At 59.0% G+C, this 24,439-nt stretch carries 16 protein-coding genes; 7 read left to right on the top strand and 9 right to left on the bottom strand.

The genetic code is table 11. The annotated features are described in order from the left end of the window. The first annotated feature begins 128 nt into the window (after positions 1-128). The 5 genes from ACXAF3_RS00440 (at position 129) to ACXAF3_RS00420 (ending at position 4,333) form a co-directional block, all read left to right on the top strand. Positions 129-614: a hypothetical protein gene (locus ACXAF3_RS00440; protein ID WP_475110329.1), complete on the top strand. Its 486-nt coding sequence runs from the start codon at positions 129-131 to the stop codon at positions 612-614. 82 nt (positions 615-696) lie between these two features. Next, positions 697-1,410, top strand: coding sequence for a hypothetical protein (locus tag ACXAF3_RS00435; RefSeq protein WP_475110328.1), 714 nt, complete (start codon positions 697-699; stop codon positions 1,408-1,410). Positions 1,411-1,438: 28 nt separating this feature from the next. Then, the gene (locus ACXAF3_RS00430) at positions 1,439-1,849 is read left to right on the top strand and encodes an ACT domain-containing protein (RefSeq protein WP_475110327.1); all 411 of its coding nucleotides are present in this window, start codon (positions 1,439-1,441) and stop codon (positions 1,847-1,849) included. A gap of 13 nt (positions 1,850-1,862) precedes the next feature. After that, on the top strand, positions 1,863-2,606 hold the full coding sequence (locus tag ACXAF3_RS00425; RefSeq protein WP_475110326.1) for a hypothetical protein: 744 nt from the start codon (positions 1,863-1,865) through the stop codon (positions 2,604-2,606). Positions 2,607-2,710: 104 nt separating this feature from the next. Further along, positions 2,711-4,333, top strand: coding sequence for a M28 family metallopeptidase (locus ACXAF3_RS00420; protein WP_475110325.1), 1,623 nt, complete (start codon positions 2,711-2,713; stop codon positions 4,331-4,333). A gap of 221 nt (positions 4,334-4,554) precedes the next feature. On the opposite strand, the gene ACXAF3_RS00415 is transcribed toward ACXAF3_RS00420, so the two are convergent. Beyond that, the gene (locus tag ACXAF3_RS00415; protein WP_475110324.1) at positions 4,555-5,670 is read right to left on the bottom strand and encodes a peptidase C39 family protein; all 1,116 of its coding nucleotides are present in this window, start codon (positions 5,668-5,670) and stop codon (positions 4,555-4,557) included. A gap of 158 nt (positions 5,671-5,828) precedes the next feature. Here ACXAF3_RS00415 and ACXAF3_RS00410 point away from each other — a divergent pair, with 158 nt between their 5' ends. Next, the gene (locus ACXAF3_RS00410; protein WP_475110323.1) at positions 5,829-7,301 is read left to right on the top strand and encodes a RimK family protein; all 1,473 of its coding nucleotides are present in this window, start codon (positions 5,829-5,831) and stop codon (positions 7,299-7,301) included. Positions 7,302-7,499: 198 nt separating this feature from the next. Here ACXAF3_RS00410 and ACXAF3_RS00405 read toward each other — a convergent pair whose 3' ends face one another. From ACXAF3_RS00405 to ACXAF3_RS00370, 8 genes are all read right to left on the bottom strand, one after another. Continuing rightward, positions 7,500-9,365, bottom strand: a complete 1,866-nt coding sequence (locus ACXAF3_RS00405) for a polysaccharide lyase family 7 protein (RefSeq protein WP_475110322.1) — start codon at positions 9,363-9,365, stop codon at positions 7,500-7,502. Between the two features lie 195 nt (positions 9,366-9,560). Next, positions 9,561-12,452: a TonB-dependent receptor gene (locus ACXAF3_RS00400; protein WP_475110321.1), complete on the bottom strand. Its 2,892-nt coding sequence runs from the start codon at positions 12,450-12,452 to the stop codon at positions 9,561-9,563. A 303-nt stretch (positions 12,453-12,755) separates the two neighbouring features. Next, complete coding sequence (locus tag ACXAF3_RS00395) at positions 12,756-13,763, bottom strand: sugar kinase (protein WP_475110320.1); 1,008 nt, start codon at positions 13,761-13,763, stop codon at positions 12,756-12,758. Between the two features lie 26 nt (positions 13,764-13,789). Further along, positions 13,790-14,539 carry an SDR family NAD(P)-dependent oxidoreductase gene (locus tag ACXAF3_RS00390; protein ID WP_475110319.1) on the bottom strand — a complete coding sequence of 250 codons (750 nt, stop codon included), beginning with the start codon at positions 14,537-14,539 and terminating at the stop codon, positions 13,790-13,792. 60 nt (positions 14,540-14,599) lie between these two features. Beyond that, positions 14,600-15,901 carry an MFS transporter gene (locus tag ACXAF3_RS00385; protein WP_475110318.1) on the bottom strand — a complete coding sequence of 434 codons (1,302 nt, stop codon included), beginning with the start codon at positions 15,899-15,901 and terminating at the stop codon, positions 14,600-14,602. Positions 15,902-15,916: 15 nt separating this feature from the next. Continuing rightward, the gene (locus ACXAF3_RS00380) at positions 15,917-16,258 is read right to left on the bottom strand and encodes a cupin domain-containing protein (RefSeq protein WP_475110317.1); all 342 of its coding nucleotides are present in this window, start codon (positions 16,256-16,258) and stop codon (positions 15,917-15,919) included. A 12-nt stretch (positions 16,259-16,270) separates the two neighbouring features. Next, positions 16,271-18,439: a heparinase II/III domain-containing protein gene (locus tag ACXAF3_RS00375; protein WP_475110316.1), complete on the bottom strand. Its 2,169-nt coding sequence runs from the start codon at positions 18,437-18,439 to the stop codon at positions 16,271-16,273. 92 nt (positions 18,440-18,531) lie between these two features. Next, entirely contained in the window at positions 18,532-20,802 is a 2,271-nt protein-coding gene (locus ACXAF3_RS00370; protein WP_475110315.1) for a chondroitinase-B domain-containing protein, read from the bottom strand. A 524-nt stretch (positions 20,803-21,326) separates the two neighbouring features. On the opposite strand from ACXAF3_RS00370, the gene ACXAF3_RS00365 reads away from it, so the two are divergent. Continuing rightward, positions 21,327-24,305: a TonB-dependent receptor gene (locus tag ACXAF3_RS00365; protein WP_475110571.1), complete on the top strand. Its 2,979-nt coding sequence runs from the start codon at positions 21,327-21,329 to the stop codon at positions 24,303-24,305. Positions 24,306-24,439 lie beyond the last annotated feature (134 nt).

Genomic DNA, 24,439 nt, shown 5'->3' with positions numbered 1-24,439 from the left:
GACGTGAAAAAGAGCGCCTAGGCGATTTTTCATGCCGGAGTGCGAAACAGATTCCAGCGCGCCGGACAGGAAAATCGGCGGCACTTGTGGGCCGCCTGCCGCAGTAACTCAGAATCAGTGAGCCGCGCATGAAGTATTTGCGTCACCCCTCGTTCCTCGGCCTCGTTGTCTCCTTCCTGCAGACCCAGGTTTTGATACTGCTGCTGTTTTTGCTGCTGCCGCTGGCCGCCGCGGCCGAGTCGCCCCAGCGCCAGTGGGCCGGCAACTGGCTGGTTGTCGGCGAGCGCGACGAACAGCTGGTGTGGCAGCTGCACGCGGATGGTACCGGCTTCGCCTACGGCTTCCATCCCGGCGGCCGCCTGTCCCACGGTTTTGCCATCAACTGGAAACTGGTTGGCGACCGGGTGCGCGTACGCACCGGCGCCTCGGTGCGTTGCAGCGGCGGCGTGGTGGCGGTGGCCTTTACCGGTTGGAGTCCGGTCACCTTAAACTTTTCCATAGTGGACGGCCGTCACTGGCTTCAGGACGGCGGCGGTCTGCTCAGTTTCCAGCGCCGACTGAGCCGTTGGGATACGCCCAGGGCCGGCAGCGCCTGCCCGGATCTGGCGAGCTAGCGCGAATGTCCCGACTGAAAGAACAGGCGAAGACAAACGGAAAAAATTTCACGGAAGAGTAAAGCGGAACTGGAGTAAAGCTGTGATACAGCGACGCTTTATTCTCACGCTGGCACTTGCCTGCCTGTGCTGCGCAGCAGTGGCCGCCGAATCCGGGCGGCAACGAGAAGAGACTGTGGGCTGGCAGACGGAGTCGCGACTCGAAGCCGATCAGTGGGTCGGATCCTGGTTGATTTCCCGCGACGGCGAAGCGCGTCATGTATGGAGCCTGAGGGCGGATGGCACCGGCCGCTCCTACGCCTTTTTGGAGCGAAACGGGGAGATGCGCTTCGCCTACGGCTACGATATCCACTGGTATTTCGATCCCTTCACGCAGATGGCGAATATAAAAACCGAGCGGCGCATCGTCTGCCGCGGGGGCAGGGTCTATCCCTATTTTCTGACCCTCAAATCCTACGAGAGCGACTACGCGGTAAAGGGAAAATTCGCCTGGCAGACCACCTGGACCGAGGCCAGTATCGGCCAGAACCTGCTGCACAAATCCCTGGTAGTATTCGTGGCGCCGCTGTCCGCCTGGCACGACCCGGAAAAAGACGCCCCCTGCCCGGATTTCCCCAGCCTGGATCTGGAAAAAGATATCGACCTGGCTCTCGACCGCTGGGAGCGGGAGGCGCAGCCGGAAATGGAGGTGGACACGACACCGGTGGAGGGTGAGCCGGAATTCGAAGGCGAGGAGTTCGGTGGAAACTTCACCGGTGGTGCGGGCCGCGATACAGCGCGCAACAACGGCAATTGAAAAATCAATCCGGCGGCGACAAACCCCTATGAAAGCGGAAATATGTCTGGAGAAGCTACTGCAGAATCTGGAACCGAAGCTGCAGGACGAAGTGTTCGTCTTCTGCCCGATCCAGGAGTCACAACTGCACAATCTGCTCGACGGTTGCCTGTGTCTGTTTCGCGAAGGTGAGGGGCTCAGCGCGATACTGCCGCAGCCGCTGGCCGAGCGGTACGGCATCGAGACCAGCGGCGGCTTCCGCCAGATCACGCTGCAGGTGCATTCCAGTCTCGACGCGGTGGGCCTCACCGCCGCGGTCGCAAGCGAACTCGCCGACAGCGGCATCAGCGCCAATGTGGTGGCCGCGCTGCGCCACGACCATGTATTCGTGCCACAGGAAAAAGCGCAACAGGCGCTGCAACTGCTGCGAGGGATCAGCAACCGCGCGCAGTACAGCTGAAGCCGAAACCGCCGTGCGGATTGACTACCCCCCGCCCCAACCCCACGGAGAGATTCGCCGGCTGCTACCGGATTTCTTCTATGTGCCGGGCACCTACAGGCCCGCCGCCGCCACCGTCATCAACCGCAATATGGGCATAGTGCGCAGCGGCGACGAACTGACGCTGGTGAACCCGCTGCGCCTGCGCCCGCAACAGGAGGAGAAGCTGCAGGATCTGGGCAGGGTGTGCCACGCGGTGCGCCTGGGCTACTACCACGGCTGCGACGACCTCTACTACCGCGACAAATTCAATCTCACCTTCTGGTGTCAGGCGCAATCGGACTACTACCCGCCGGCGGCGGACCGGCCGCTGCGCGAGGGCGGCGACTGCCCGGTGCGCGGTGGCCGCTTTATCGAATTTTCCAGGAGCCGCTACCCGGAAGCGGCGCTGTGGCTGCCCCACAACGGCGGCCTGCTGCTCTGCTGCGACGCGCTGCAGTACTGGCGCTCGTGGCGCGGTTGCAACTGGCTCGGGCGCAACCTGCTGCGCCTGGCCGGCTTTCGCCGCGGCATGCAGGTGGCGCCCCTGTGGCGCGCGCGCGCAACACCGCCCGGCTGCGACCCGCACCACTGGCTGCAGGAGGATTTCCAGCGCCTGCTGCAGCTGCCGTTTTTGCACTTTATGGCGGCGCACGGAGAGTTTCTCCCGGACAATGCCCACGAACAGGTCGCCGCCGCGGTGGCCAGGGCCTTCCCGGATCTGGGCCGCGCCGCCTGAAGCGGCGGCCGCCGCCCCCCGATCGTGATAAGCTTGCCCGCCGGGCGCAGCGCGCGCGGCTACCGCACAAGCGATAACACGAACAGCACGAACAGATAGTCCCGATGAGAACAAGAATCCTGCTCGGCGCCCTGCTTGCGGGCGCCCTCGTGGCCTGCGCCACCAACTCCCCGACGCCGATCCCCAGCGCCGACAGCGACAATATCCGCAGGCATGTGGAGTACCTGGCCGCGGACGAACTGGCCGGGCGCGAGACCGGCAGCGCCGGCTACCGCCAGGCCGCCGACTATGTGGCCAGGCAGTTCGAGCAGCTGGGCCTGCAGCCCGCCGGCAGCCACGGCTATCTGCAGCAGGTGCCCTTCGTGCGCGCAAGCTGGGGTGGGCGCGAGCCGACCCTGGTGCTGCAGGGGCGCGACGGCGATATCACCTTCGAGTTCGGCGAGGACTTCGTCGCCTCGCCGCCCACAGTCAGCGAGGACACCGCCACCACCGCCGACCTGGTGTTCGTCGGTTTCGGCATAGAGGCGCCGGAATACGGCGTGGACGACTACAAGGGGCTGGACGTGCGCGGCAAGATAGCGGTGATACTGTCCGGGCGCCCGAAAAATATGCCCAGCGAAGTGGGTGCCCACTACGCCTCCGGCCGCACCAAGCGCGAGACGGCCGCGCGCCACGGCGCCGTCGGTTACATCACCCTGAACACGCCGCAGCGGGAGAAACGCTGGTCCTTCAAGCGCGCGCTCGAACACCTGCACGACGACAACTTCGACTGGATAGACGCGGACGACGTGCCCGGCAATGCGATACCCGGCCTGCACCCGGGTGTGATGCTGGATATGCCCGCCGCGCGCCAGCTGTTTATGGGCGCCGAGCGCAGCCTCGAAACCATCTTCACCGAGATGGAAAACGGCCTAGCGCCGCGCGGCTTCCCGCTGCCCTACCGGGCCGAGCTGACCAGCGGCGCCGCGCACGAGAAGATCACCAGCCCCAACGTGGTTGCGATGCTGCCCGGTAGCGACCCGAAACTGAAAGACGAATATGTGGTCTTCTCCGCACACCTGGACCATATCGGCGTCGAAGAGGACGGCCAGGTCAACAACGGCGCCCAGGACAATGCCGCCGGCGTCGCGGTGATGCTGGAGACGGCGCGCCTGTTTATCGAGTCCGGCCAGGCGCCGCGCCGTTCGCTGCTGTTCGTGGCCGTGACCGCGGAGGAGAAGGGGCTGCTCGGCTCCGATTACTTCGCCCAGCATCCGCCGGTGCCGCCGCGCTCGATCGTGGCCAACATCAACCTGGATATGCCGATGCTGCTGTATCCGTTCAGGGACATCATCGCCTTCGGCGCCGAGCACTCCACCCTGGGCAAGACCGCCGAGCGCGCCGCCGGGCGCACCGGCCTCAAGCTGAGTCCGGATCCGATGCCGGAGCAGGTGATCTTCGTGCGCAGCGACCACTACAACTTCGTGCGTCAGGGGGTACCGGCCATCTACCTGATCACTGGGCGCGAGGCGCTGGACCCGAAGATCGACGGCACCGCGGTGCAGGGCAAGTTCTTCCAGGAGCGCTACCACCGCCCCGCAGACGAGGCCGACGCGCAGATCAGCTACCCGGCTGCGAAGCAGTTTACCGAGGTGAATTACGCGATCGCGCGCGAGGTGGCCGATGCGGACAGGAAGCCGCGCTGGTACGAAGGGAATTTCTTCGGCGAGCTGTTCAGCAAGAAGTAAATTTATTGATTGCTGTCGAAGTAGGGTGCGTACTGCGCAGCCTACGGGCTTGGTCGGGGAGAGGTCCTAAGCGGGCGCTGTGGCGTCAAAGTACCGGGGGGGGGGGGGTTTGGGGCGGGTTGAGAGACTCCCTTTCACCCCTCCCACCCCACCCCCCCCCCCCCCCCCCCCCCCGGTACTTTGCCTTAAATTCCTGTTGCAGTTCCCTGTCAGGTGGCTCTTTACTTTCTACGCACCACCACCGCGGTGCGCAACTTCTCCCTGCCGAACAGCGACATCCTCGCAAAGTCCTCCCGCGCTATCGGTAGGTACTGGCTGTCGAGCGGATTGTCCTCGTCGTCGCAGTCCGGGTCGTGCACATAGAGGCACTCCTCGTCGATGCCGGTCAGCGTGACCCAGTGGGGCACCTTCTTGCCGTCCAGGCGGTAGGTGCTGATCAGCAGCAGCGCCAGCGCCCCTTCCTCCAGCCACTGCTGCAGCTGTTCCTGGGTGAACTCCTGTTCCTCCAGCGGAATCTTCTGTGCCTGCGCCGCGCGGCGGAAATCCGCATCCACCCGCCGGATCACCGCCTTCTTGCTTTCCGCGCGCACGCCGCCGGCGAACAGCGGCGTGCTCAGGTTCAGGTACACGGCCGTATCGAAGCCGCGCGCGCGCATCGCCAGCGCCAGGCCGATCGGGTGGCAGCCGCCGTGGCCGGAGGTCATAAAGATGGTGGTGGCCTCGCGCCACAGGGCCAGCTCCTCGCTGATCGAGGGCCGATAATTCGGGTTGAGTGCCGCCATCGCCATCATCGCCGCGGCGGGCCCGCAGGTGAATTCGGTGGTCTGGCCGTACCAGGGCACCTCCAGGCGGTGCAGGTTCTCCGGGCGGTAGCGGATGCGCTTCTGCATCCTAAGCGCATCGCCGTCGTCCTCGTAGTAATTCGGATAGCTGCCAAAGGTGCGGTAGCCTGCGCGCTGGTAGAGGGCGATGGCGGCGTGGTTCCCCTCCGCCACCTCCAGACGCATAAACAGGCGCCCGCTTTGGCTGCTGGCCTCCTCGGCCGCCGACAGCAGCGCCTGGCCTATGCCCTGGCCGCGCCCCGCCGGGCCCACGGCCAGGGAGTAGAGCCTCGCCAGGCGAGTGCCGCGGCGCAGCAGAACCAGCACATAGCCGAGCAGCTGCCCGCCCCGTTCGGCCACCAGGAATACGCGGTTCTCCGCGCCCACCCAGTGGCGCAGGCGCCGGCGGCTGAGGTGGTCGCCGTCGAAGCTGGCCTGCTCCAGCGCGTGCAGTGCGGGTACATCGGCGGGCACGGCGGGGCGTATCTGGAAGGTGGAGTGATCGGAAGAGGGCATCGGCAAACCCGCCTGGCGGCGGCTCGGAATACCGCGAAGTTGCGGCCTGGCTACATTAGCAAAAGGCGTACAAAAAGCATCAAAAAAAGTTAGGCGCTAGGCAAATAATCTTCTATCTTTCGCGCTGTTAACCTTCCCTTATCGAGGCGCCTATCTCCATGTCCCAGGTGCTAATCGTGATAGACCAGCTCGACGACTGGGCCCCCTACTACCCCAGCGAGCGCGTGATCACCTTTGCCGACTATCTGCAGCTCCCGCCCCGCCAGCAGCGCGTGCGGGTCATCAACCTTTGCGCCGACTACGACTACCGCGCCGAGGGCTACTACTGTTCGCTGCTGGCCGAGGCGCGCAGCCACCATGTGCTGCCCAGCGTGCGCACGCTGAACGACCTGTCGCTGCCGCAGCTGTATAAGCTGCAACTGGGCCAGGTACTGCCGGCGCTGACCAGGCTGCGAGCGCCGGAGCAGCCAGGCGGTCATCTGGTGGTGAAATCCTTCTTCGGTCAGTGCGCCGAGCCGGCATTGCAGCCACTGGCCAGGCTGCTGTTCGACCGCTTTGCCTGCCCGGCACTGGAGATACACCTGGCTTGCGGCCAGAGCTGGGAGATCGCCGACCTGCGTGTCTGTTCCCACCGCGAGCTGAATGACGAGGAGGAAACCCAGTTCGCCGAGGCGCTGGACAGCTTCAGCAAGCAGGTGTGGCGGCCGCGCAGGAAGAGTGCCAGTACCCGCTATGACCTGGCGATACTGGTCAACCCGGAGGAGGCATTGCCGCCCTCGGATGGGGCGGCCCTGAAAAAGTTTGTCAGCGCCGGACGCGAGTTGGGTTTTTCGGTGGAGCTGATCGGCCCCTCGGACTATATGCGCCTGCCGGAGTTCGATGCGCTGTTTATCCGCGAGACCACCGCCATCGATCACCACACCTATCGTTTCGCGAAAAAGGCTGAGGCCGAGGGGCTGGTCGTGCTGGATGATCCGGCCAGTATTCTGCGCTGCACCAACAAGATCTACCTGGCCGACCTATTCGCGACCCACAAGGTGCCGGCGCCCAGGACCTGCATCCTGCGCCGCGGCGACGAGGCCGGCCTGCTGAAGGCACTGGAGGATCTGGGCCTGCCGATGGTGATCAAGATTCCCGACGGCGCCTTTTCTCGCGGCGTGGTCAAGGTGAAAACCGAGGGGGAACTGCGGGACCAGCTAGGCGAGCTGTTCGCCGAATCGAGCCTGCTGCTCGCACAGGAATATTTGTACACCGAGTTTGACTGGCGCATCGGTGTGCTGAACAACAAACCGCTCTACGCCTGCCGCTACTATATGGCCAAGAATCACTGGCAGATCTACAACCACGGCAGCGGCAAGAACAGCAGCGGCGGCTTCACGACCCTGCCCACCTTCGAGGTGCCGAGGGCCGTGCTGCAGGCCGCACTCAAGGCCACCAGGCCGATCGGCAACGGCTTCTACGGCGTGGATGTCAAGGAGTCGGCCGGAAAGGGCTATGTGATCGAGGTGAACGACAACCCATCTATCGACAGCGGCGTCGAGGACAATTACCTGGGGCGGGAGCTCTACCGGCTGATACTGCAGGAATTTGCGCGGCGGCTGGACGCGCGCCGCGCGGGGCAGGACATCTAGGGAACCCCTGATAACTCCATAGCCTCTCTGCGGGGCTATGGAGTTATTCAGAGGTTCCCTAGGAGCGAAGCCTGTGCTCGCCCCGGGATTCGCTGGCGCCACGAATACCAATGTCCATGTCTATACATTGGTTTGGTATTCGTTGCCGCCAACGGCGAATAGGAGCCCAGCTCCTAAATAACGGCTTCGTCCACTATCTCAGTAGGCATAGCCATCATGGCTGTTCTCCAGGGCGTAGAAAGTGGCCTGTACATAGTCGCTGCCGTCGCCCGTATTGTTCTGGTTGTACACACCCGCCTTGAAGTAGTGGTACTGGTCCGAGGTATCGTAGCCGCTGCCACTCATGTCGACGCTCTGCACCACATCGGCCTTGCCGGGCCGGGAAATGGTGACGGTGAGCGTGTTGCCAACCACCACTATTTCGTAGCTGAATACCTCATTCAGCGCTATGCCGTCGGCGGGATCTGAAGCACTGCTGGAACGGCTGCCGATCATCTCGTAATAGATGTCGCTGCCACCCTTCGGCTCGTGGGCGATATAGATGGATCCCTTGCTGTTACCGGGCAGCTTGCGGTAGTAGAGGCGCAGGGGCTCGTCGTCGTTGGCGTGGATCTGGCCGATAATGACGCGACCCACCTGACTGCTGCTGCCTGTGGTGGTGACATGATTCACCGCCAGTGTGGCTCGCAGTACGCCGTCGACGCCGCCGGCGGCATTGCGCGCGGACGAAGGTGCGCTGCCGAACACCCAGTTGTTCTTGTTCACACCCTGGGTGCCGATGCTGGTGTCCCCCCTGCGCAGCATCTCCCGCAGTTCGGTGCGGGTATACGAGGTGTTGGTGGACGTCTTGTAGCCGTCGATCGGGCAGCGGAACACCATGCCGCCATCACTGGCGGTATAGAAAAAGCTGCTGTTTTCGTAACCGCTACTCAGCTCGCCTTCCTTGATGGAGTCGGCCTTGCCGTCGCCGTCGTTGTCGGTGGGAATACTCAGGTACCAGTCGACCAGTTCGAAATTGCCCGACGGCGGCAGGGACGGATCGAGGCCGCCGCCGGAACTGCCACCGGAACTGGAACCGCCCCCGGAACTGGAGCCGCCACCGGAACTGGAGCCGCCGCCGGAACTGGAGCCGCCGCCGGAACTGGAGCTGCCGCCTGAACCGTCGCCGCAACCGGTCACGTCGAACTCGAGGATGCTGTTCCAGTTGTTGACGGAATTGCCGCTGCCGGTGAGGCGCACATAGCGGGCGTCGGTGTCGGCGAGGTCGTAAGGCTCCATATCGGCACTGGTGCCGCTGGACTGGCCACCGCTGAGCACGGTTGTCCAGTTGCTGTTGTCAGAGGAGGTCTCGATAGAGAAAAAGCTGGTGCGCTGATCGCCCTTGTACCAGGCGATATTCACACTTTCTACTGTTTTTACGCTGCCCAGGTCCAGGGTGATCCACTTGACGCCCTGGGATGACCAGCGGGATTCGTCGGCCAGACTGCCGTCCAGTACATTTTCCGGGCCGTGGCCGTCGTGTGAGCCGTCATCGTAAGCTGCGATCACCGGCAGGTTGCTGCCTGACGTACAGGTCCCGGACGACCCGCCGGAGGAGCCACCGGAAGAACTGCCGGAGCCGCCAAGCGCTTCGAGCGCAAAGGTGTCAAAGCGCCCCTCACCGCCGTTGTATGCGCCGAAAACGGTGACACTCTGCGCGCTGCCACTGTTGAACTCCACATCCAGCGCCTGCCAGTCGGAGGAGGAAGCTTGTGCGTCGTAGGTGCTGCCATTGACTTCTACACCAATGGCCGCGCTACCGTTTACGTAGGCGCTGAGCCGGTAATTGGTGCCGGACTGGACCGCGACCTGCTGTTCGAAGCGGCCGCCGCTGCCGCTGATTTTTGCCGACTTGCTGCCGGTGTGGGCGACGCCGGAGATCGCGGACGGGTCTGTATCCAGCCAGCCGTCCCAGTCGTTTTCAAAACCCGGGTTTTGAATCGAAGCATTGGCGCCGGCCATACAAATGCTCAGTATGGCGGCGCACCCGATCGTCATCGCTGGCGTTACTTTTAGACGTTTCATGGAACCCTCTTTTTGTTGTTTTCCAGGGTGAAGTGAATCTGCCGCGGATACGGCATAGCGGCAGGGCCTACGGGGCTACAGGACATCCGGGCAAGACAGGTGCTCGACCCGTAGCCGTTACTGCAATATTGAAACAAGGGGAAAGCAGGCCCACCGGGAATGCCAGGTTCCGGCGGGCCAGCCCAGTTGCTGGCTTTAGAACCTGGCGCGCAGGCCCAGTACGTAGCGGCGATCCGTTTCCATCAGCTGGAATACCGTGCCGTTGGCGCCGGTGTTGACGGTCGGCTCCGCAGTGAGATTGTTCACGTGCGCCACCAGTGTGATCTGGTCGTTAAACTCATAGCTGGCAGACAGATCCAGTTGCTGCAGATCTTCCCGGTAGTCGTTGCCGAGGGTCGGGTCGTCCGGATCGGCACCGACGGTCTCACCGAGGGGGCGCACCCGCTTGGTGTCGTGGTTGTCCAAAAACCGATCGCGGAAGGTGTAGGCCAGCCGCAGACCAAGACCGCCGTACTCGTAGTAGAGCTGGGTGTTGAAAGTATTCTTGGAAATATCTTCCAGCGGCACACCATTCGGGTCTTCGCTGTCGGAGTAGGTGTAGTTGGCGCTCACGCCCAGGCCGGACCAGAGGCCGGGCAGGAAATCGAAGGCCTGTTGATAGCCCAGCTCGAAGCCCTGTACCTTGCCCTGTTCACCGTTGGTCACAAAGTCCGTTTCAATACCCATGTCTTCAATCGGCGTGTTTGCGTTCGCGTACTGAATGGGACCGTCGACATTCCAAAGGCAGATCTTCTCGTAATCATCCGTATTGCTGAGCGTGCGGACGACTTCCGGCATATTGATGCATTCCGAGGTGCTCTTCAGGAAGGAGGCGACATCTTTGTAGAAGATGGCGGCGGACAGCATATTGCCGCTGCCCCAATAGTGCTCGGCGGAAATGTCATACTGTGTCGCGCGGTAGGGTTCGAGGGCTGGGTTGCCGCGATCCGCGGCGATATAGGCTTCCCGGAACTGAAAGGCGGGGCTCAACTCAGTGAAATCCGCGCGGCGCATGACCTTGCCAGCAGCAAAACGCAGCAGCGTGTCATCGGTCATATCCCAGGTTACGTTCAGGCTGGGCAGAAAGTCGTCGTAGCTGGTGCCATCGGTGACAATCTCGGAGAATCCGCCGGTGCTTTGATAGGCGCTGGAGGCGATTTCGGTCTCCACATAACGGCCACCGACGACTGCCCGCAGGTTGCCTAAGTCCAGGTTCGCCTGCAGGTAAAACGCCGATGTCTCTTCGCTGACTTCCGAGAAGCCGCTCTCCAAATAGGCGAGATTGTCGTCCAGGGTGCCGTCGACCTGGTAGTTGGTGCCGGCCAGAAGCTGCTTCACGATGTTGAACGTGGCCTCCTGATCCTGTAGCAGGCCCACGTCGAAAGCGGCGATGGTTGCCAGGTCGTAGCTGCCGTTGGTACCGGTATGTTCGAACGCGTCGTCGAAATCGTAGGTGGTGATTGCCGACGGAAACTGCGCAGCGATATCCTCCATCCAGATAATGTCGGGATTGCCTTCACTGTCTGTCAGGTTCTTGTAGATATTGGCCAGGCGGAACTGGCGCTGGTTCTGCTCGAAATCCCGTTCCGTAAAACGTACCCCGGTCTTGACCGCAGACACCCAATCCAGGCCGAAAGGCTCGGCATACGACAGGTCCAGGCGGAAAGCATCTTCCTGGTTGACGATATAGGTGCGCGTATCCTCGTAGCGACGGAAGGCCTGATTCCGCTGGTCGGCAAATACATGGCCTTCCGCAAAGCTCACCATCGGTGCGCCATTCTGGCTGTTTTCGAAGGTAACCGGGACATACCATTCGTTCGCATCCGGGTGGCCATCACCCTCCAGTGCGCGGTTGATACCGCGGAAACGGAACTCGGATAGCGGTATGTAGCTGTCCGATTTCGCGGTAGAGTACTCAGCGGAAACCTTCAGCTGATCGGTGAAATGCCACTCCCCCCCCAGGGCGTGACTGTAGGATTCCGTGTTGCGGAAGTTGGCGGCCGATGTCTGGATCGGCAGCACCTCATCATAGCGGAAGTTCTGCAACTGGCCGTTGCCGTCTTCATAGGTTTCCCCGGGAATGGCTACCGGCGTACCGCCCACATGGAGGATAGAAAACGCCTCCTGGTTACCCGTGCGCTCGGTGGCGTTCAGGTCCAGATACACCATGCCCTGTTCCGATGCCGGTGCCCACTGCAGTGACACATTGTAAGCAGTGCGCTCGCGGCGCTCGGTGCGCGGGTTGTATGTGTGCTCGCGGCCATAGATGTAGTTGCCGCTCGGCGTGTTCTTTGCGGCATCGGCTGCGGTGATTTCACCGTCGCCGTTGAAGTCAACCGGGCCAACCTGCAGCTGAAGCAGCGATTCGTCCCGGCGCAGGGTGCGGTCCTGATAGGAAATCGAGGCCATAACACCGAAAGTACCCGCATCGCCCAGATCCCAACTGTCGCCTACCGAGGTGTTGAATATAGGTGCCCAGTGCTCAGCCTTGTCGGCATACTCCCCCTGGAAAGAGACGGCGGCCAGGGGCGCATTCAGATCCAGTGGCCGCGCGGTTACCAGGCTGATGGTGCCGCCCAGGGCCCCCTCTATCATTTCGGGTGTCGGCGACTTGATGACCTCCACTTTGGAAAGGAAGTCGGCGGGGAAGTCCTGGAAGTTTACGCCGTTTCGACCGTCGCCGAGTGCGGAGCGTCCGTTGATCTCGACACGGTTCTGCTTCAGGCCGCGGATGGAGACCTCGGAACCCACCCCAAAATCGCGGTTGATAGACACACCGGTTACGCGCTGCAAGGCTTCGGCAATATTGTTGTCGGGGAGTTTTCCGATGTCTTCTGCAACCACCGCGTCAACGATGCGGTCTTCGTTGCGCTTGGCGTCAACTGCGGCCTCGAGGCTGTGGCGGATACCCACCGCTACCACTTCCTCCATTTCGCCCTGTTCCTGGGCTATGAGCGCGGTTGAAAATGCGAGGCTGGATGCAGACAGCATCAACATGCTGATATCCCGCATCGCGCTGTGCTTGCATATTCTTTTTTGTTTTCTCATTGGATCGCTTCCTCTCTTGGTAAAAAGTTATTCTTATTAGCTTCCACCAATGGGAGTTGAACCACCCACCCAAATGCTGGCGACAGCATTGTGAAGTTTGAAAAAGCATTCAGGCCGCTGATGCTACGCGACCTTAAAAAGGTGTTAGCAGGCTGTTGAAAATCAGCCTGAAATCCGGGCCGGGAATTCCCGGTCCGGTCGCAAATCAAGCGCGTAAACGCTTGATTTTTCGCAGAGGGTTTGCGGACATATACTGCAAATCCGGAATGAAAAAAGGTCGAATGGCCTTTATCCAAAAAACTGTCAGGCAGTACTGGGTGCTTGAGAATGCAAACCGCTACTATCGTTGTGAGTTTTCGGCTCTATGGCATCACGCATTGCGTTTTTCGGGATAATTGCCCCCCGATGCTGTATCACCAGTGACGCGAGGCTGTGACCTCGCCTGGCAGCATCTGTCGCGGATCCCCCGTTCAGGCGGTGAGAGAGATAGCCCGCATTGAATGAATCTCCGGCAGCGGTGGTGTCTACCGGAACTACTTTCTTTGCCTGAACGCGCTCCCTAATGTTTCCGACGATAACTTCGCATCCATTCGCCCCCTGTTTCAGGACTACTTCCCCTACACCAAGCGCGGTAAGACGCTCGATAACTCCATTAGCATCTCTGTCACCAAACAGAGCCTGCTCGTCCTCCAGTGTCGGCAATGCAACATCCGTTAATTGGTATACTGCTCGATATACATCCAGTGCGATCCCCGGCGATCCCCAGAGTTTGGGCCGGTAATTGCCATCGAAAATTACCTTTCCACCGCCACTGCGGAAATCACGCAGGAAAGCGAACAGGCGCGCGCGGGAGCTAGCGGAAAAAATGGCGAGTGTGATACCGGAAAGGTAGATGTGGGGAAACGCCTTGAGTCTTGCAAACAGGGCCTCGGCACTCGCAGGTTCGTTCAGCAGTTGCCGAGCGGCTGACTGTTCGCGCCAATAGTGGAATCTGCGCTCGCCATAGACATCCGTTTCTATGGCGTAAAGCCCCGGCAGATAGCCGGAGAAGCGCGCAACTAGATCACAACCGATATTTTCGGCGCGCCACTGGTTGAGCAGCCACTGGCTCAGGTAGTCATCTCCCAGCGCGGTAACATAATCTACCGGCACGCCGAGGCGCGCCAGATAGAGGGCCGTATTGAGCGTATCGCCCCCATAGCCGACCTGTGCGGACAGGCGTTCAACACCCGCCGCATGGGATGGCAGATTGAGTTCCAGCATACACTCACCGATAACGGCGATACGATTTAATGTATTAATAGCGGCCATGACTTGCTTCCGATGGTCCTGCCTGTTCAGGAGAACAGCAGGCCTCCATTGGTATCCAGGTTGACACCAGTCAGGAAGGAGGCCTCCGAGGATGCCAGGTAGGCCACCGCATCCGCCACTTCCGAGGCCTTGCCCTCCCGCTTCAATGGCGTGGCATTGGCGACATTGGCCCGGACTTCGTCCTTCGTGAAGGTATCGTGGAAAGTGGTGCTGATCATGCCCGGGCACAGCGCGTTCACGCGAATATTCCGCGGGCCCAGCTCCTTGGCCATGGCGCGCGTAAAGGTCATAACGGCGCCTTTGGCCGTAGCGTAGATAGAAGCACCGGGGCCGCCGCCGTCACGCCCGGCCTGGGAGGCGAGGTTGACGATGCTGCCGCCATCCATATGGGGGACCACCGCCTTGGTCAGCAGGAAGGTGCTGGTCAGATTGAGATCCATAACGTGATGGAAGAATTCCTCATCCATCTCCTCAAGAGTTTTTCGGGCCACCAGTCCGCCCGCGACATTGACGAGGATATCTATGGCCGGACCGTACTGCTGTCGCGCGGTCTCGACCAGGCGCGTCACGTCGGCCTGTTTGGTCATGTCTCCCTGCACGATAATGGCCTCGCCGCCGTTGCTGCGAATTTCATTCAGCGTTTCCTCTGCGGTCTGGCTATTGCTGAAATAATTAACAACAACCTTTGCGCCTTCCGCCGCCAGCTTCAGGGATACTGCCTTGCCGATGTCCCGCGCGCCGCCGCTGACGATAGCTACCTTGTTTTTAAGTTTCATATCTACTCCTGATATATCTGCAAAATCGTTTAGGTTTTAGAGAGGGGCTGTCAGCTGGGCTTAGCCGGCCTGTTTCAAAAAGAGGTCCTTTCTAGGTTTTCTTTTTACCGGCGCAATACGGCCGCCGACAAAGAGCACTGAAATAAGCATTAGCGGTACCAGCGAAGCGCCGAGCACAAAGAATGGCGGGTAGTAGGTGCCGTCATTGGTGATGATGGGTACCAATTGAATAGCCGTAATCACGCTGGCTACGCCTACGGCGCCACTAATGCCTGCCAGTGTGGCGACACTTTTGCCGGAGAAATAATCACTTGGCAGTGTCTGGATATTGTTGATCGCAGCCTGAAATCCAAACAGGATGATTGTGATCAGACCAAGTGCGATAGCCGGCGTGGCGGCAACGGTAGTCGCCAGCAGAGCAGGGAGCATCAGGGCGCCACCGACGGTCACAGCGAATTTACGCGATTTGTTTACGCTCCAACCGCTGCTGATCAGGCGGCCGGAGAGCCAGCCGCCGAAGAGCGCACCCAGCGCGGCACCGACATAGGGTATCCAGGCGGACGCGCCAATCGCCTTTACGTCAAAACCGAATTTGTCATTGAGGTACAACGGCAGCCAGGCAACGAACAACCACCAGATGGGCTCGATGAAAAAGCGGGCAAAAATCACGCTCCAGCTCTGTCGATGAGACAACAACTCCATCAGCGAGGGCACATACTCCTCTTCGCCATCCTCCTTCCTCGGCGCTATCTGGCCCGACAGGATCAACTCCCTTTCTTCCGGCGTGATCCACGGGTGCGAATCGGGGCCACTCTTGTAGATAATCAGCCAGGGGACCAGCCAAATGAAGCCCAGCAGGGCTACCACGACGAAAGTCGCCTGCCAGCCGAGGAACGCGTACAGAAATGCCACCAGCGGCGGGGCGATGATGCTGCCCGCGGAAGCGCCGGCGCCGAAGATGCCCTGGGCAAGTGCGCGCTCCTTGGCCGGAAACCACTCGGCATTGGCCTTGGTGGCGCCGGGCCAGTTGCCGGCTTCCCCTAAACCGAGTAGCGCGCGGAACACGCTGAAAGAAGCCACCGATGTGGCCAGCGCGTGCATGGCAATAGATATGGACCAGACGACGATGGAGAGCATAAAGCCAATGCGGGTGCCGATGGCATCGAATATGCGCCCGAACACCGCCTGGCCCACGGCATAGGCGACCAGGAAGACGCTCATAATGTTGGCGTAATCGCGGCTGTCCATGCCGAGATCGTCGGCAATACCGGGCCACATCACCGAAAGCGCCGTGCGGTCGATATAGTTGATGATGGTGGCAATGGCTACCAGGGACACTATGGTCCAACGCAGATTCTTCATTATTTTTATTCCTGTTTAGGCTTTCAGAAAATCTTCCCGGTAGGGGCTAAAGGTATCGATCAGCACGCCGGCTTTTTTGCATACGGCGCCGTGTTCAAGGTTCGGCGCAATGTAGAAGCTGTCGCCCGCTTTAAGAATCTGCTTGCGACCGTCCACCTGTACCTCAAACTCACCGCTTTCCACATAGGTAACCTGGGTGTGTGGATGCTTGTGCACATAGCCAATACTGCCTTCCTCGAACCAGACCCGGACCACCATCAGGTTGTCGTCATGGCCGAGTATTTGGCGGCGTATGCCGCCACCAAGATCCTCGATCTCGACATCTGTGGAAAAAACAAAAGCATCTGTCGCAGGCATAATGACCCCCGCCTATATTTTCTGATTTTCAATCGTGAAAAGCGTTGCGCGGCCGCGGAACGCATATTGATTGCCGCGGAATTCAAACTCTTTGTTGGTATTTACTGACTGCACATCGCCATTAGTGAATGCCAGTAGGTGCGCTGTGCCGTTGCGCAGTGATATGGCAACCAGCTCTATATCGCCAACTTTCTGATGTTCGATATCCGCAATCTGGCTTTCGGCTTGTAGCGTATATTCCTTGGCCGGGTTGTATTCACCGTGGGGCTCGAGCACGCCGACAAAGACGTGCGCCTTGGTGTTTTCACGCCTTGTGATAAACGCCCGCTCTGGACGCAGGTTAAAGTTCGGGTCATTGGCGCCGAGCTGGGTGAACAGTATCTCCGTATCGCCGTCGGTCAGGCTGGAATAGGTATAGAAGCGGCCGTTGTCATTGAGCCAGGTTACCTGCGCTACTCCGCTTTCCGGTTTGCCGCGCGCCTGTAGCCAAAGATGCTGGTAGCCGTTATTCCGGCCCAAAGCGGACATGCTGTCGGTGAAAGCATGCAGATCGAAGCTGGTGTCTACCAGCTGGCCGTTGTAATGTAGCGGCAGGTCTACCTGATGCGCTTTACTGGATTGCATTTCGAATAGATCTATGGCGAAGGATTTCTGATCTCCGCCGGTGTTGACCAGCGCCATGGTGCGTTTGAGGAAAACACCCGGATAGGCCGTATCTATCTGTGCGGAACTGATATTGACGCGGTCGTCGGCATGGAAAAACAACAGTTCCGGATGGTTTGCATTACCGGTTTTCAGGTCGCCGTTGAAGTGCGAAGCCTGATCCACCACAAGGGTATTGTGGGCAATAGTCTGCTTTGCATAGCTTTCGTTTTCCGCAAGGTAGCGGCCGCCGTTCTTTGCTTCGACATTGAGAAAGCGTGCCGCACCATAGTCGGTCACTATCTCGGCGCCACTGTCGTAAAACTGCCAACTGAGCTTGTCGAAGTGACCATGCCCCATACCCTGGGCGGTGGGCTTAAACACCAGGGCCTGATCGCCATCGAGCTGCTGGCGCATCACTACCAATGCGCCCTGATCCCCGTCCTTGCCGTCGCGGAAGGCCCGGGACCGGAACGAATAGGGCTGCTGTATTTGGTCATCCAGCCCGCGAGCGACTTTCAGGCCGTCACCAGTCAGCAGGATCTGATCCTGTTGCCGGGCGATATCCAGCAACTCTCTGTTTCCGGTCTTTCCATAGGTGATGGCCACGCCGAGAACAAGTTCAGGCGTATCTATTCCCTTATCTTTGATGGCATCGTTGATCGGGAAAAACAGCTTGTTGTAGCTGAGCTGAATGGTGGTATCCACAGCCTTAAGCACTATGCCATCGCGATAGCCGAAGATATCCCGATCGGGCTCGTTGTTGTCGATGGCCTTGGCAAAGGTCACAAAAGGCATCAGTGCGTAGCGCTGGTAATAGGGACCCTCTGTGTAGTAACCGTCCGGTGAAAATAGGGTGTTCAACTGGCGCAGGAATCCACCCTTGCCGGATTTTTCCAGATCCAGAAGTGCCTTCTCCACCCAGTCCTGCTCGTTGAGGACATAACCGGTCATACCCACTGCGGCGGTCAGCCAGGTGCCGTGGTTATGAACCTTGTTGAAGGTTTCGGGAGACTCCTCTGACAGGAATCTGGCGACGGGGCGAAGAATACCCTGTTCAATTTTTTGTACCGCTTCGTCGTCGAGTGCCGGGCGGACCAGATCGTAAGCCTGAATAGTGTGAACCAGCCACACTGCCTCATTCAGGCTTTGCCAGAATAGCTTGCCAGGATTTTTGGCGCCGGGGCGCCGCTGCGGGTGGAGCGGCAGGCCGGGGTACATGTCAGCGTAGGCGAGCAGCATGTCGCGTACCCACTCTGCGTAACGCCCATCTTCCGTGATCTGGTACAGTACCCCGGCGTTATACATCAACTTGTAGTTTTTCTTGTGCTGCTCGTGGGTATAGCCGCCGGCGGCATCGACCGGGATTGGGACGTCGAAGGGTTGCGCCAAAGCCTGATCCACATCGGCTTTGACCCCCAGAAAGGCGTCACGAAAGCGACCCGGCTGGTCGACAGCACCTCGCATAGCGTCCACATCGCCGGCATTTATTACCAAGTTTGGTGAAGCAGCCGTGACGCCCGGCGTCCAGAAAGCCATACACGCGGCACAGATACCCGCAGATAGCAGGCGTTTTACAGTGGGAAAACTACTCATCGGCTTGTACGCGGATATGCGGTTGTAACTGGGCATCATCGGGAAACTTGGTTGTTGGCAAGAATGGCGGTATGGGGCCCTTCGACCACCATTTCTTTGACAACCGGCATAGGAGTGCGATCAAACTGATTGCTGGCGATTCGGGTAATCGGCTCGCCTACAGTGTGCTCGACGCGGATACCTTCGCTATCGACAAAGCGGTTGTTCTCTATCTTGGCAACCTGTACCCCATGCAGATAAAGCAGCGCACCGGCTTTGTTACGTTTGCCGTTTCCGGAATCAACCACGGTATTGCTGGTGAAATTAAGGTGTGGCCCAAAGGTGCTCTCATCGGTGCCGCCGCGATATAGGCTTAGTAGCGCGCCGTTCACGTTCTCGAAGCGATTTCCGAAAATACGGACATACTCTGCGTTGTAAACACCCAGATCGTCAGTTTCCTTGTCAAGTTTGATCAGATCACCGCTAATATTCCTAAACAGGCTGTCCTCCACCACAAACTCGCTGGCGAAAGCTCGGATTCCTGATTCGAAAAATTTATAGGAGTGATTTACATCGAGATTCTCTACCGTGCTGTTTTTGAGCGCAAAACGGTAGTTCTTGAGCATGCCCCACTGGGCAGTGCGGATCAGCGTATTGCCGGCCGAGTCCGGGCTGGAATTTCCGGATAGCGTAAGCCCCTCCAGTTGCAGGCTGCCGCCGTCACCTATCTCAAAAAGTACCGGACGCTCACCCTGTATAGTCACCTTATCGGCGCCGGGGCCTTCTATACGCAGAACCTTTGTGATGGTGAGTTGCTTGCGCGCGGTATAGACGCCGGGTTTCAGTACCAGCGTATCGCCGTCGTGCGCATGTTGAATGGCATCGAAAAGGGCATCCTCACCTGGGTGAACCTGAATGCGCTTTCCACTACCAAAGGCCACCTCCAGGTCGGTTTTCGGGTACCAGCCCACGCCGGTTTGCTCGCGGGTTACTGGCTGGAGATTGCGACTTACACCCTTATCCGCCAGTGATTTTTCGATGGGATAGAGAAGCCCGTTGTCGGCGCGACGCAACTCTATAGATTTACGTTGAATCCCCTCGCGAATAGTTTCATTGGTAAATCCGTTGGAAATGTTCGCGGTAAAGCGAATGCCGGAAATATCGTCAAATACGGAGAAAGGAGAGCTCTGGTCCTCCGTGTAGAATATATTGCCGGCAATACGCGAGTTCACTGGAACTGCACTGCGCTCGGCATCACTGCCGGCTGCCAGGTGAATGTGATCGACATTGATAAAACTGTTGTTTTCAATATCTGCGTTCACCACCTGGTGATAGCGGTTAATGGGAGAGTCGGGAACACCATTCATAATGGTGAACCCGCTCCCGAATCGATAGCCTGTGAGACCTTCGAGATAATTGTTTCGCACAACCTGATCGCGGTTGATAACCCGGATTCCCCCGGTGTGATCAACTCCGTTGCCGAAGAACACATTGCCTTCCACCAGATTGCCGTGACCGTGGCGCAGTGTCAGGGTGCCGCGCGATTCGTAGAATGTGTTGTTGAGAATCTGGTTCTTGCCAGATTTGACCGAAATGATTTCAACCTCACCGTCGCAGCGGTCAAAGAAATTGTTCTCTACGAGGGTCAGCGAGTCTGAAAGCGAGTAGTGGCTGGTGCCGATGCGCAGCGTTTCTCCGCCGTTGGAACCCAGAGTCGGGCGCGGCCCGAAGTAGTTGTGGTCGATGCGGTGACGGTTTTCGCGGCTCTCCGGGCTGTCGAGGCGCACTGCCAGGGTGACCCCCTTGTTGCGTTTTCCAACCAGGTTGTTGTGATCAAAACGATTGTTCTTGCCGTAGATTGATACCCAGTAATCTGACTCCATTCGGTCCGGCTTGTTGAACTCCTCGATCACTACTTCGGTGACGCGGGAGTGGTTAGCCAGATTGTGGCGGTTTTGCCGGAAGGAAATGACTTCGCTGCTGGGTGAGTAACCATTCTTGAACACCAGGCCGGAAACCAGCAGATACTCTCCGGCTAGGCGCAAGTTTGACTGCCCAGACAGGACCACCTTGCCCTTTTGCTCGGCCCTGAGGGTGATTGGTTCCTCCTTAGTGCCTTTTCCGGTGAACAGAATTTCAAAGTCGCGCCAGACGCCGTTGGCGAGAATGATTGTGTCGCCCGGCTCGAGGTTTCGCGCGGCCCTGGCGTACTCCTGCTGGGATTTGACCAGGAATTCATCTGCGGACGCCAGCTGGCTGAACAGCAGAGTGTGGCTGCACATGAATACTGCCGAGGCGAGAAGCTTCTTAGTTCCGGGAATCTTCATTCATCACCTGATTATTATTTTTTCTCTCTCTGAATGCCGTGGAGGGGCGGTGTGCACTGGGCCTGTGCGGAATTTGTCGAGAATCCGCCCGCTGCACCAATCATGGGGCAGCCTAAATTGGCTAAAATACATTGTCAACCAATTTTACGAACCAGTATCGGGCAGCCTCTGCACGATTTTGCTCGGAAAAGGCGCACTTTTCGGCGAAATCGTCGAAAATATAATCAGGGGTAAGTCCAATAATGGAATTTTTGCAAGGAATTGGTTGACTGCATGGTTTGTGGATGCGATTTTGCGCTTGTGAAGTGCGTACTTTGTGGATGGTCGGTACCAACTGGTCGACCGGCTGGCCAAATAAGTGCGCGCTTGCGGCGATGAAAAGGGCGCCTTATTGCTGCGCTTGGTACTATTAATAACTTTAAACGCAAACTTCCCCGGGGGTTTCAATGCGTCATAATAATAAAGATGTAAAAGATTCGATCGCGGTAGAGAGAAGATTCAAGAAATCAGTTCTCGTGAGCGCAATGGCTGCCGTGCCCTATATGAGTGCGGCTTATGCGCAGGACACCGCACAAAGTAGCCTGGAAGAAGTGGTCGTGACCGGTTCGCGGGCGACTATCCAGACTACGATCGATATAAAACGTAACTCCACCACCATCGTCGATGGCCTGTCGGCCAATGAAATCGGCGAACTTCCCGCACTTTCCATTGGTGAGGCGCTGGAGTCCGTAACCGGTGCCGCATCGCACCGTGAAAATGGTGGTGCCACGGAGATCTCCATCCGCGGCCTCGGACCCTATCTCAGTGCCTCCACTTTCAACGGCCGCGAAGCCACCAATGGTAGCGGCGATCGCTCTGTGAACTTCTCTCAGTTTCCGTCTGAGCTGATGAGCAAGGTGGCCATTTACAAAACCCAGGATGCCAGCCTTATTGAAGGTGGTGTAGCGGGGTTGATTGCGCTGGAAACACTGAAACCGCTTGAGTATGGCGAGCGGCGTATCCAGTTCGATACCAAGGCCAACTACAACGCGAATCAGGCCAACATTGACGACCCGATGGCCGGTGACTACGGTTTCCGCGGCACCGCCAGTTATGTCGATCAATTCGAATTCGACAACGGGATGGCCTTTGGCGTTTCGCTCGGCTATCAGAAGAGCGATATTTCCCAACCCGAGTCGGAAATGCGCTCTTCCAGTCCTTCCGGCACTTCCCTGTGGGCCTGTATCAACGATCCCGGCGTTACCAACGAGGGCTTCTACCGCAGTGGCGCAGGAGACTGTGAAGACCAGGTAGATGGCAGCAGCAACCAGGGCTACAACACCGAGGTTAATCCGGAGACGGGCAAGGCGTATAGCGACGGACTGGATTTCGCCTTCGCACCCAGTTCCAACGGCTACCGCCAGAACGATACTTCGGATGAGCGCGACGCGGTTTTTGTGGCCCTGCAATTCCAGCCGAACGATAAGACCGATATCAATTTTGATCTGCAGCATTCCGAGCGGGTACAGGCCGAGCAGCGTCACGACCTGAACTTCGCCAATATGAAGCGCGTTACTCCGGGAGTAACCGGGCCCGCCCTGGTTACCAGCGAGAATGGCGCGGTATTGCAGTGGTCGGGCGAGACGGCCATCGAGTCCAACAGCGAAGTCTACTCCCGCACCGAGGAGTACCTGGGGTACGGCCTCAATGTCTCCTATGATTTCACTGATAATCTGACGGTGTCTGCCGACCTGTCCTTCTCCGAAACCACCCGGGAGGAACTGCAGGTTTCCGTGCGCACCCAGTCCGACAGCCAGAACATCGCCGGTGAAAGTACACCCGGAGGTTATCGGCCATTGGTGACCTGGAATATGGATTCCGGCATCCGCCAGTATGTGGTCAATGACTTTGATGTTACCGATCACACGCTCTTCTCCGATGCCTACCGCACCCGCATCGACAACGACGTGGACCGCCGCAATACCGTGAGCGCCTTCCGCACCGACCTGGAGTGGAGGCTGGATGGCGGCTTCATCACAAGCCTGCAAGGTGGCCTGCGTTTCTCCGAGCTGGAGTATCTCGATCTCGGTGGCGACCGGCTCGAGTACAGCATAAGCCGGGGTTCGGAAGAGGGCGCCGCGACGATCGCCGCTATCAATGAGGCCTGTGCGATCGACTTCCCGGAAAGTGACTTCATGGAAGCCGAGCGCGACGGCAATCTGGTCACCAATATCGATTCCTCTACCGGCGCGGCGACTTCCGGAACCGGCAACAGCTGGGCCACCTTCGACACCATGTGCGTGACGAATATGATTCTCGACGCCGAAGGTGTGGACTTCGCCTATCCGGAGCTGGAGGACCGGAGCGCTGGTGTTACTGATGTGACCGAAACCACAACGGCGGCCTACGCGATGGCGAACTTCGAAAGCATGCTGATGAACAAGCCGGTCCACGGTAATTTTGGCGTGCGCATCGTGCAGACCGAAGTGGAGTCTGTCGGCTACCGGACCCCTTATCGGATTGAAACCAGCGATACCGGCGCCCTGTCTATACAGGCGGTAGAGGGGGCCGATCTGGAGCGTGTAACCTCGGGTGGCGACTATGTAGAGGTTCTGCCGAGCTTCAATATCGTGGCCGACATCACCGAGGATGTGCTCTTGCGCGGCGCCGTCTACCGCGGCCTGTCGCGCCCGGATCCCAGCGATATGGGCTATAAGCGCACCTTCAACACCAACAACTCCTCTGAGGAGGTCACCGACGTCAACGATCTGATTGAAGATGTCGAAGGTGACGGCAACCCGAATATGAAGCCGCTGACATCCTGGAACTTCGACGCCGCCATCGAGTGGTATCCGAACGAAGACACCATGCTTGCCTTCGGCGTATATCACAAGAAGTTCCAGGGCGGGTTCGAGCAGGCGCGGATCACAGAAAGCTTTATGATTGACGGCCAGGCTGTCGAGGCCGACTTCACCATCACCCGGACCAACGAGGATACCAATGATCTGAATGGCTTCGAGGTTACCGCGGCACACCGCTTCTCCTATCTGCCGGGCTATCTCAGCGGTCTGGGGGTCAAAGCCAGCTACAACTACGCCGACTCTGACTTCGAGTTCGAAGACAGCAACTACGGCAGTGTCACCATCCTGGCTGACGATGGCTCCGTCTATTCCCAGACTCAGGGTATAGTCGCACCGGGCAATGTACCGGGCTTCTCTGAAAGTGTCTTCTCCGGTCAGCTCTACTATCAGATCGGTGATCTGGATACGAGCCTGATCTACAAGTACCGCAGCGAGTATTTCCAGCCGTACACCAGCAACGGCACACGGCTGCGCTATGTGGGTGATGTGGGTGTCTGGGAGGCGCGCGCTTCCTACCGCATCAATGACAATGTGAAGTTGAGCCTGGAGGCCATCAACCTGTTTGATGAGCCCAAGAAGCAGTACTTCTACACCCGTGACTACCTGGGCGAGGTCAACAGCTACGGACCTCGGGTATTCCTGGGACTGAAGGCGAAATTCTGAGTCGTTGCTCTGTTGTCCCTTCTCCACCGGCGTTATCTCTTCCGCCGGATAAATGCTTGCCCGCTTAACGCGGGCTTTTTTATTTGTGCTCGGAGGGAAAAGCGCAGCGGATATCCGGAAGGAAAAGTGCGGCG

The organism is Microbulbifer sp. ABF4_143 (assembly GCF_056160225.1).
This window is presented reverse-complemented; position numbering and strand designations above follow the sequence as displayed.

What these genes read in the sequence shown, in the direction of transcription:
- ACXAF3_RS00440 (WP_475110329.1), top strand. Translation starts at nt 129, where the DNA reads ATGAAGTATTTGCGTCACCCCTCGTTCCTCGGCCTCGTTGTCTCCTTC.
- ACXAF3_RS00430 (WP_475110327.1), top strand. Translation starts at nt 1,439, where the DNA reads ATGAAAGCGGAAATATGTCTGGAGAAGCTACTGCAGAATCTGGAACCG.
- ACXAF3_RS00420 (WP_475110325.1), top strand. Translation starts at nt 2,711, where the DNA reads ATGAGAACAAGAATCCTGCTCGGCGCCCTGCTTGCGGGCGCCCTCGTG.
- ACXAF3_RS00415 (WP_475110324.1), bottom strand. Translation starts at nt 5,670, where the DNA reads ATGCCCTCTTCCGATCACTCCACCTTCCAGATACGCCCCGCCGTGCCC.
- ACXAF3_RS00410 (WP_475110323.1), top strand. Translation starts at nt 5,829, where the DNA reads ATGTCCCAGGTGCTAATCGTGATAGACCAGCTCGACGACTGGGCCCCC.
- ACXAF3_RS00405 (WP_475110322.1), bottom strand. Translation starts at nt 9,365, where the DNA reads ATGAAACGTCTAAAAGTAACGCCAGCGATGACGATCGGGTGCGCCGCC.
- ACXAF3_RS00400 (WP_475110321.1), bottom strand. Translation starts at nt 12,452, where the DNA reads ATGAGAAAACAAAAAAGAATATGCAAGCACAGCGCGATGCGGGATATC.
- ACXAF3_RS00395 (WP_475110320.1), bottom strand. Translation starts at nt 13,763, where the DNA reads ATGGCCGCTATTAATACATTAAATCGTATCGCCGTTATCGGTGAGTGT.
- ACXAF3_RS00390 (WP_475110319.1), bottom strand. Translation starts at nt 14,539, where the DNA reads ATGAAACTTAAAAACAAGGTAGCTATCGTCAGCGGCGGCGCGCGGGAC.
- ACXAF3_RS00385 (WP_475110318.1), bottom strand. Translation starts at nt 15,901, where the DNA reads ATGAAGAATCTGCGTTGGACCATAGTGTCCCTGGTAGCCATTGCCACC.
- ACXAF3_RS00380 (WP_475110317.1), bottom strand. Translation starts at nt 16,258, where the DNA reads ATGCCTGCGACAGATGCTTTTGTTTTTTCCACAGATGTCGAGATCGAG.
- ACXAF3_RS00375 (WP_475110316.1), bottom strand. Translation starts at nt 18,439, where the DNA reads ATGGCTTTCTGGACGCCGGGCGTCACGGCTGCTTCACCAAACTTGGTA.
- ACXAF3_RS00370 (WP_475110315.1), bottom strand. Translation starts at nt 20,802, where the DNA reads ATGAAGATTCCCGGAACTAAGAAGCTTCTCGCCTCGGCAGTATTCATG.
- ACXAF3_RS00365 (WP_475110571.1), top strand. Translation starts at nt 21,327, where the DNA reads ATGGCTGCCGTGCCCTATATGAGTGCGGCTTATGCGCAGGACACCGCA.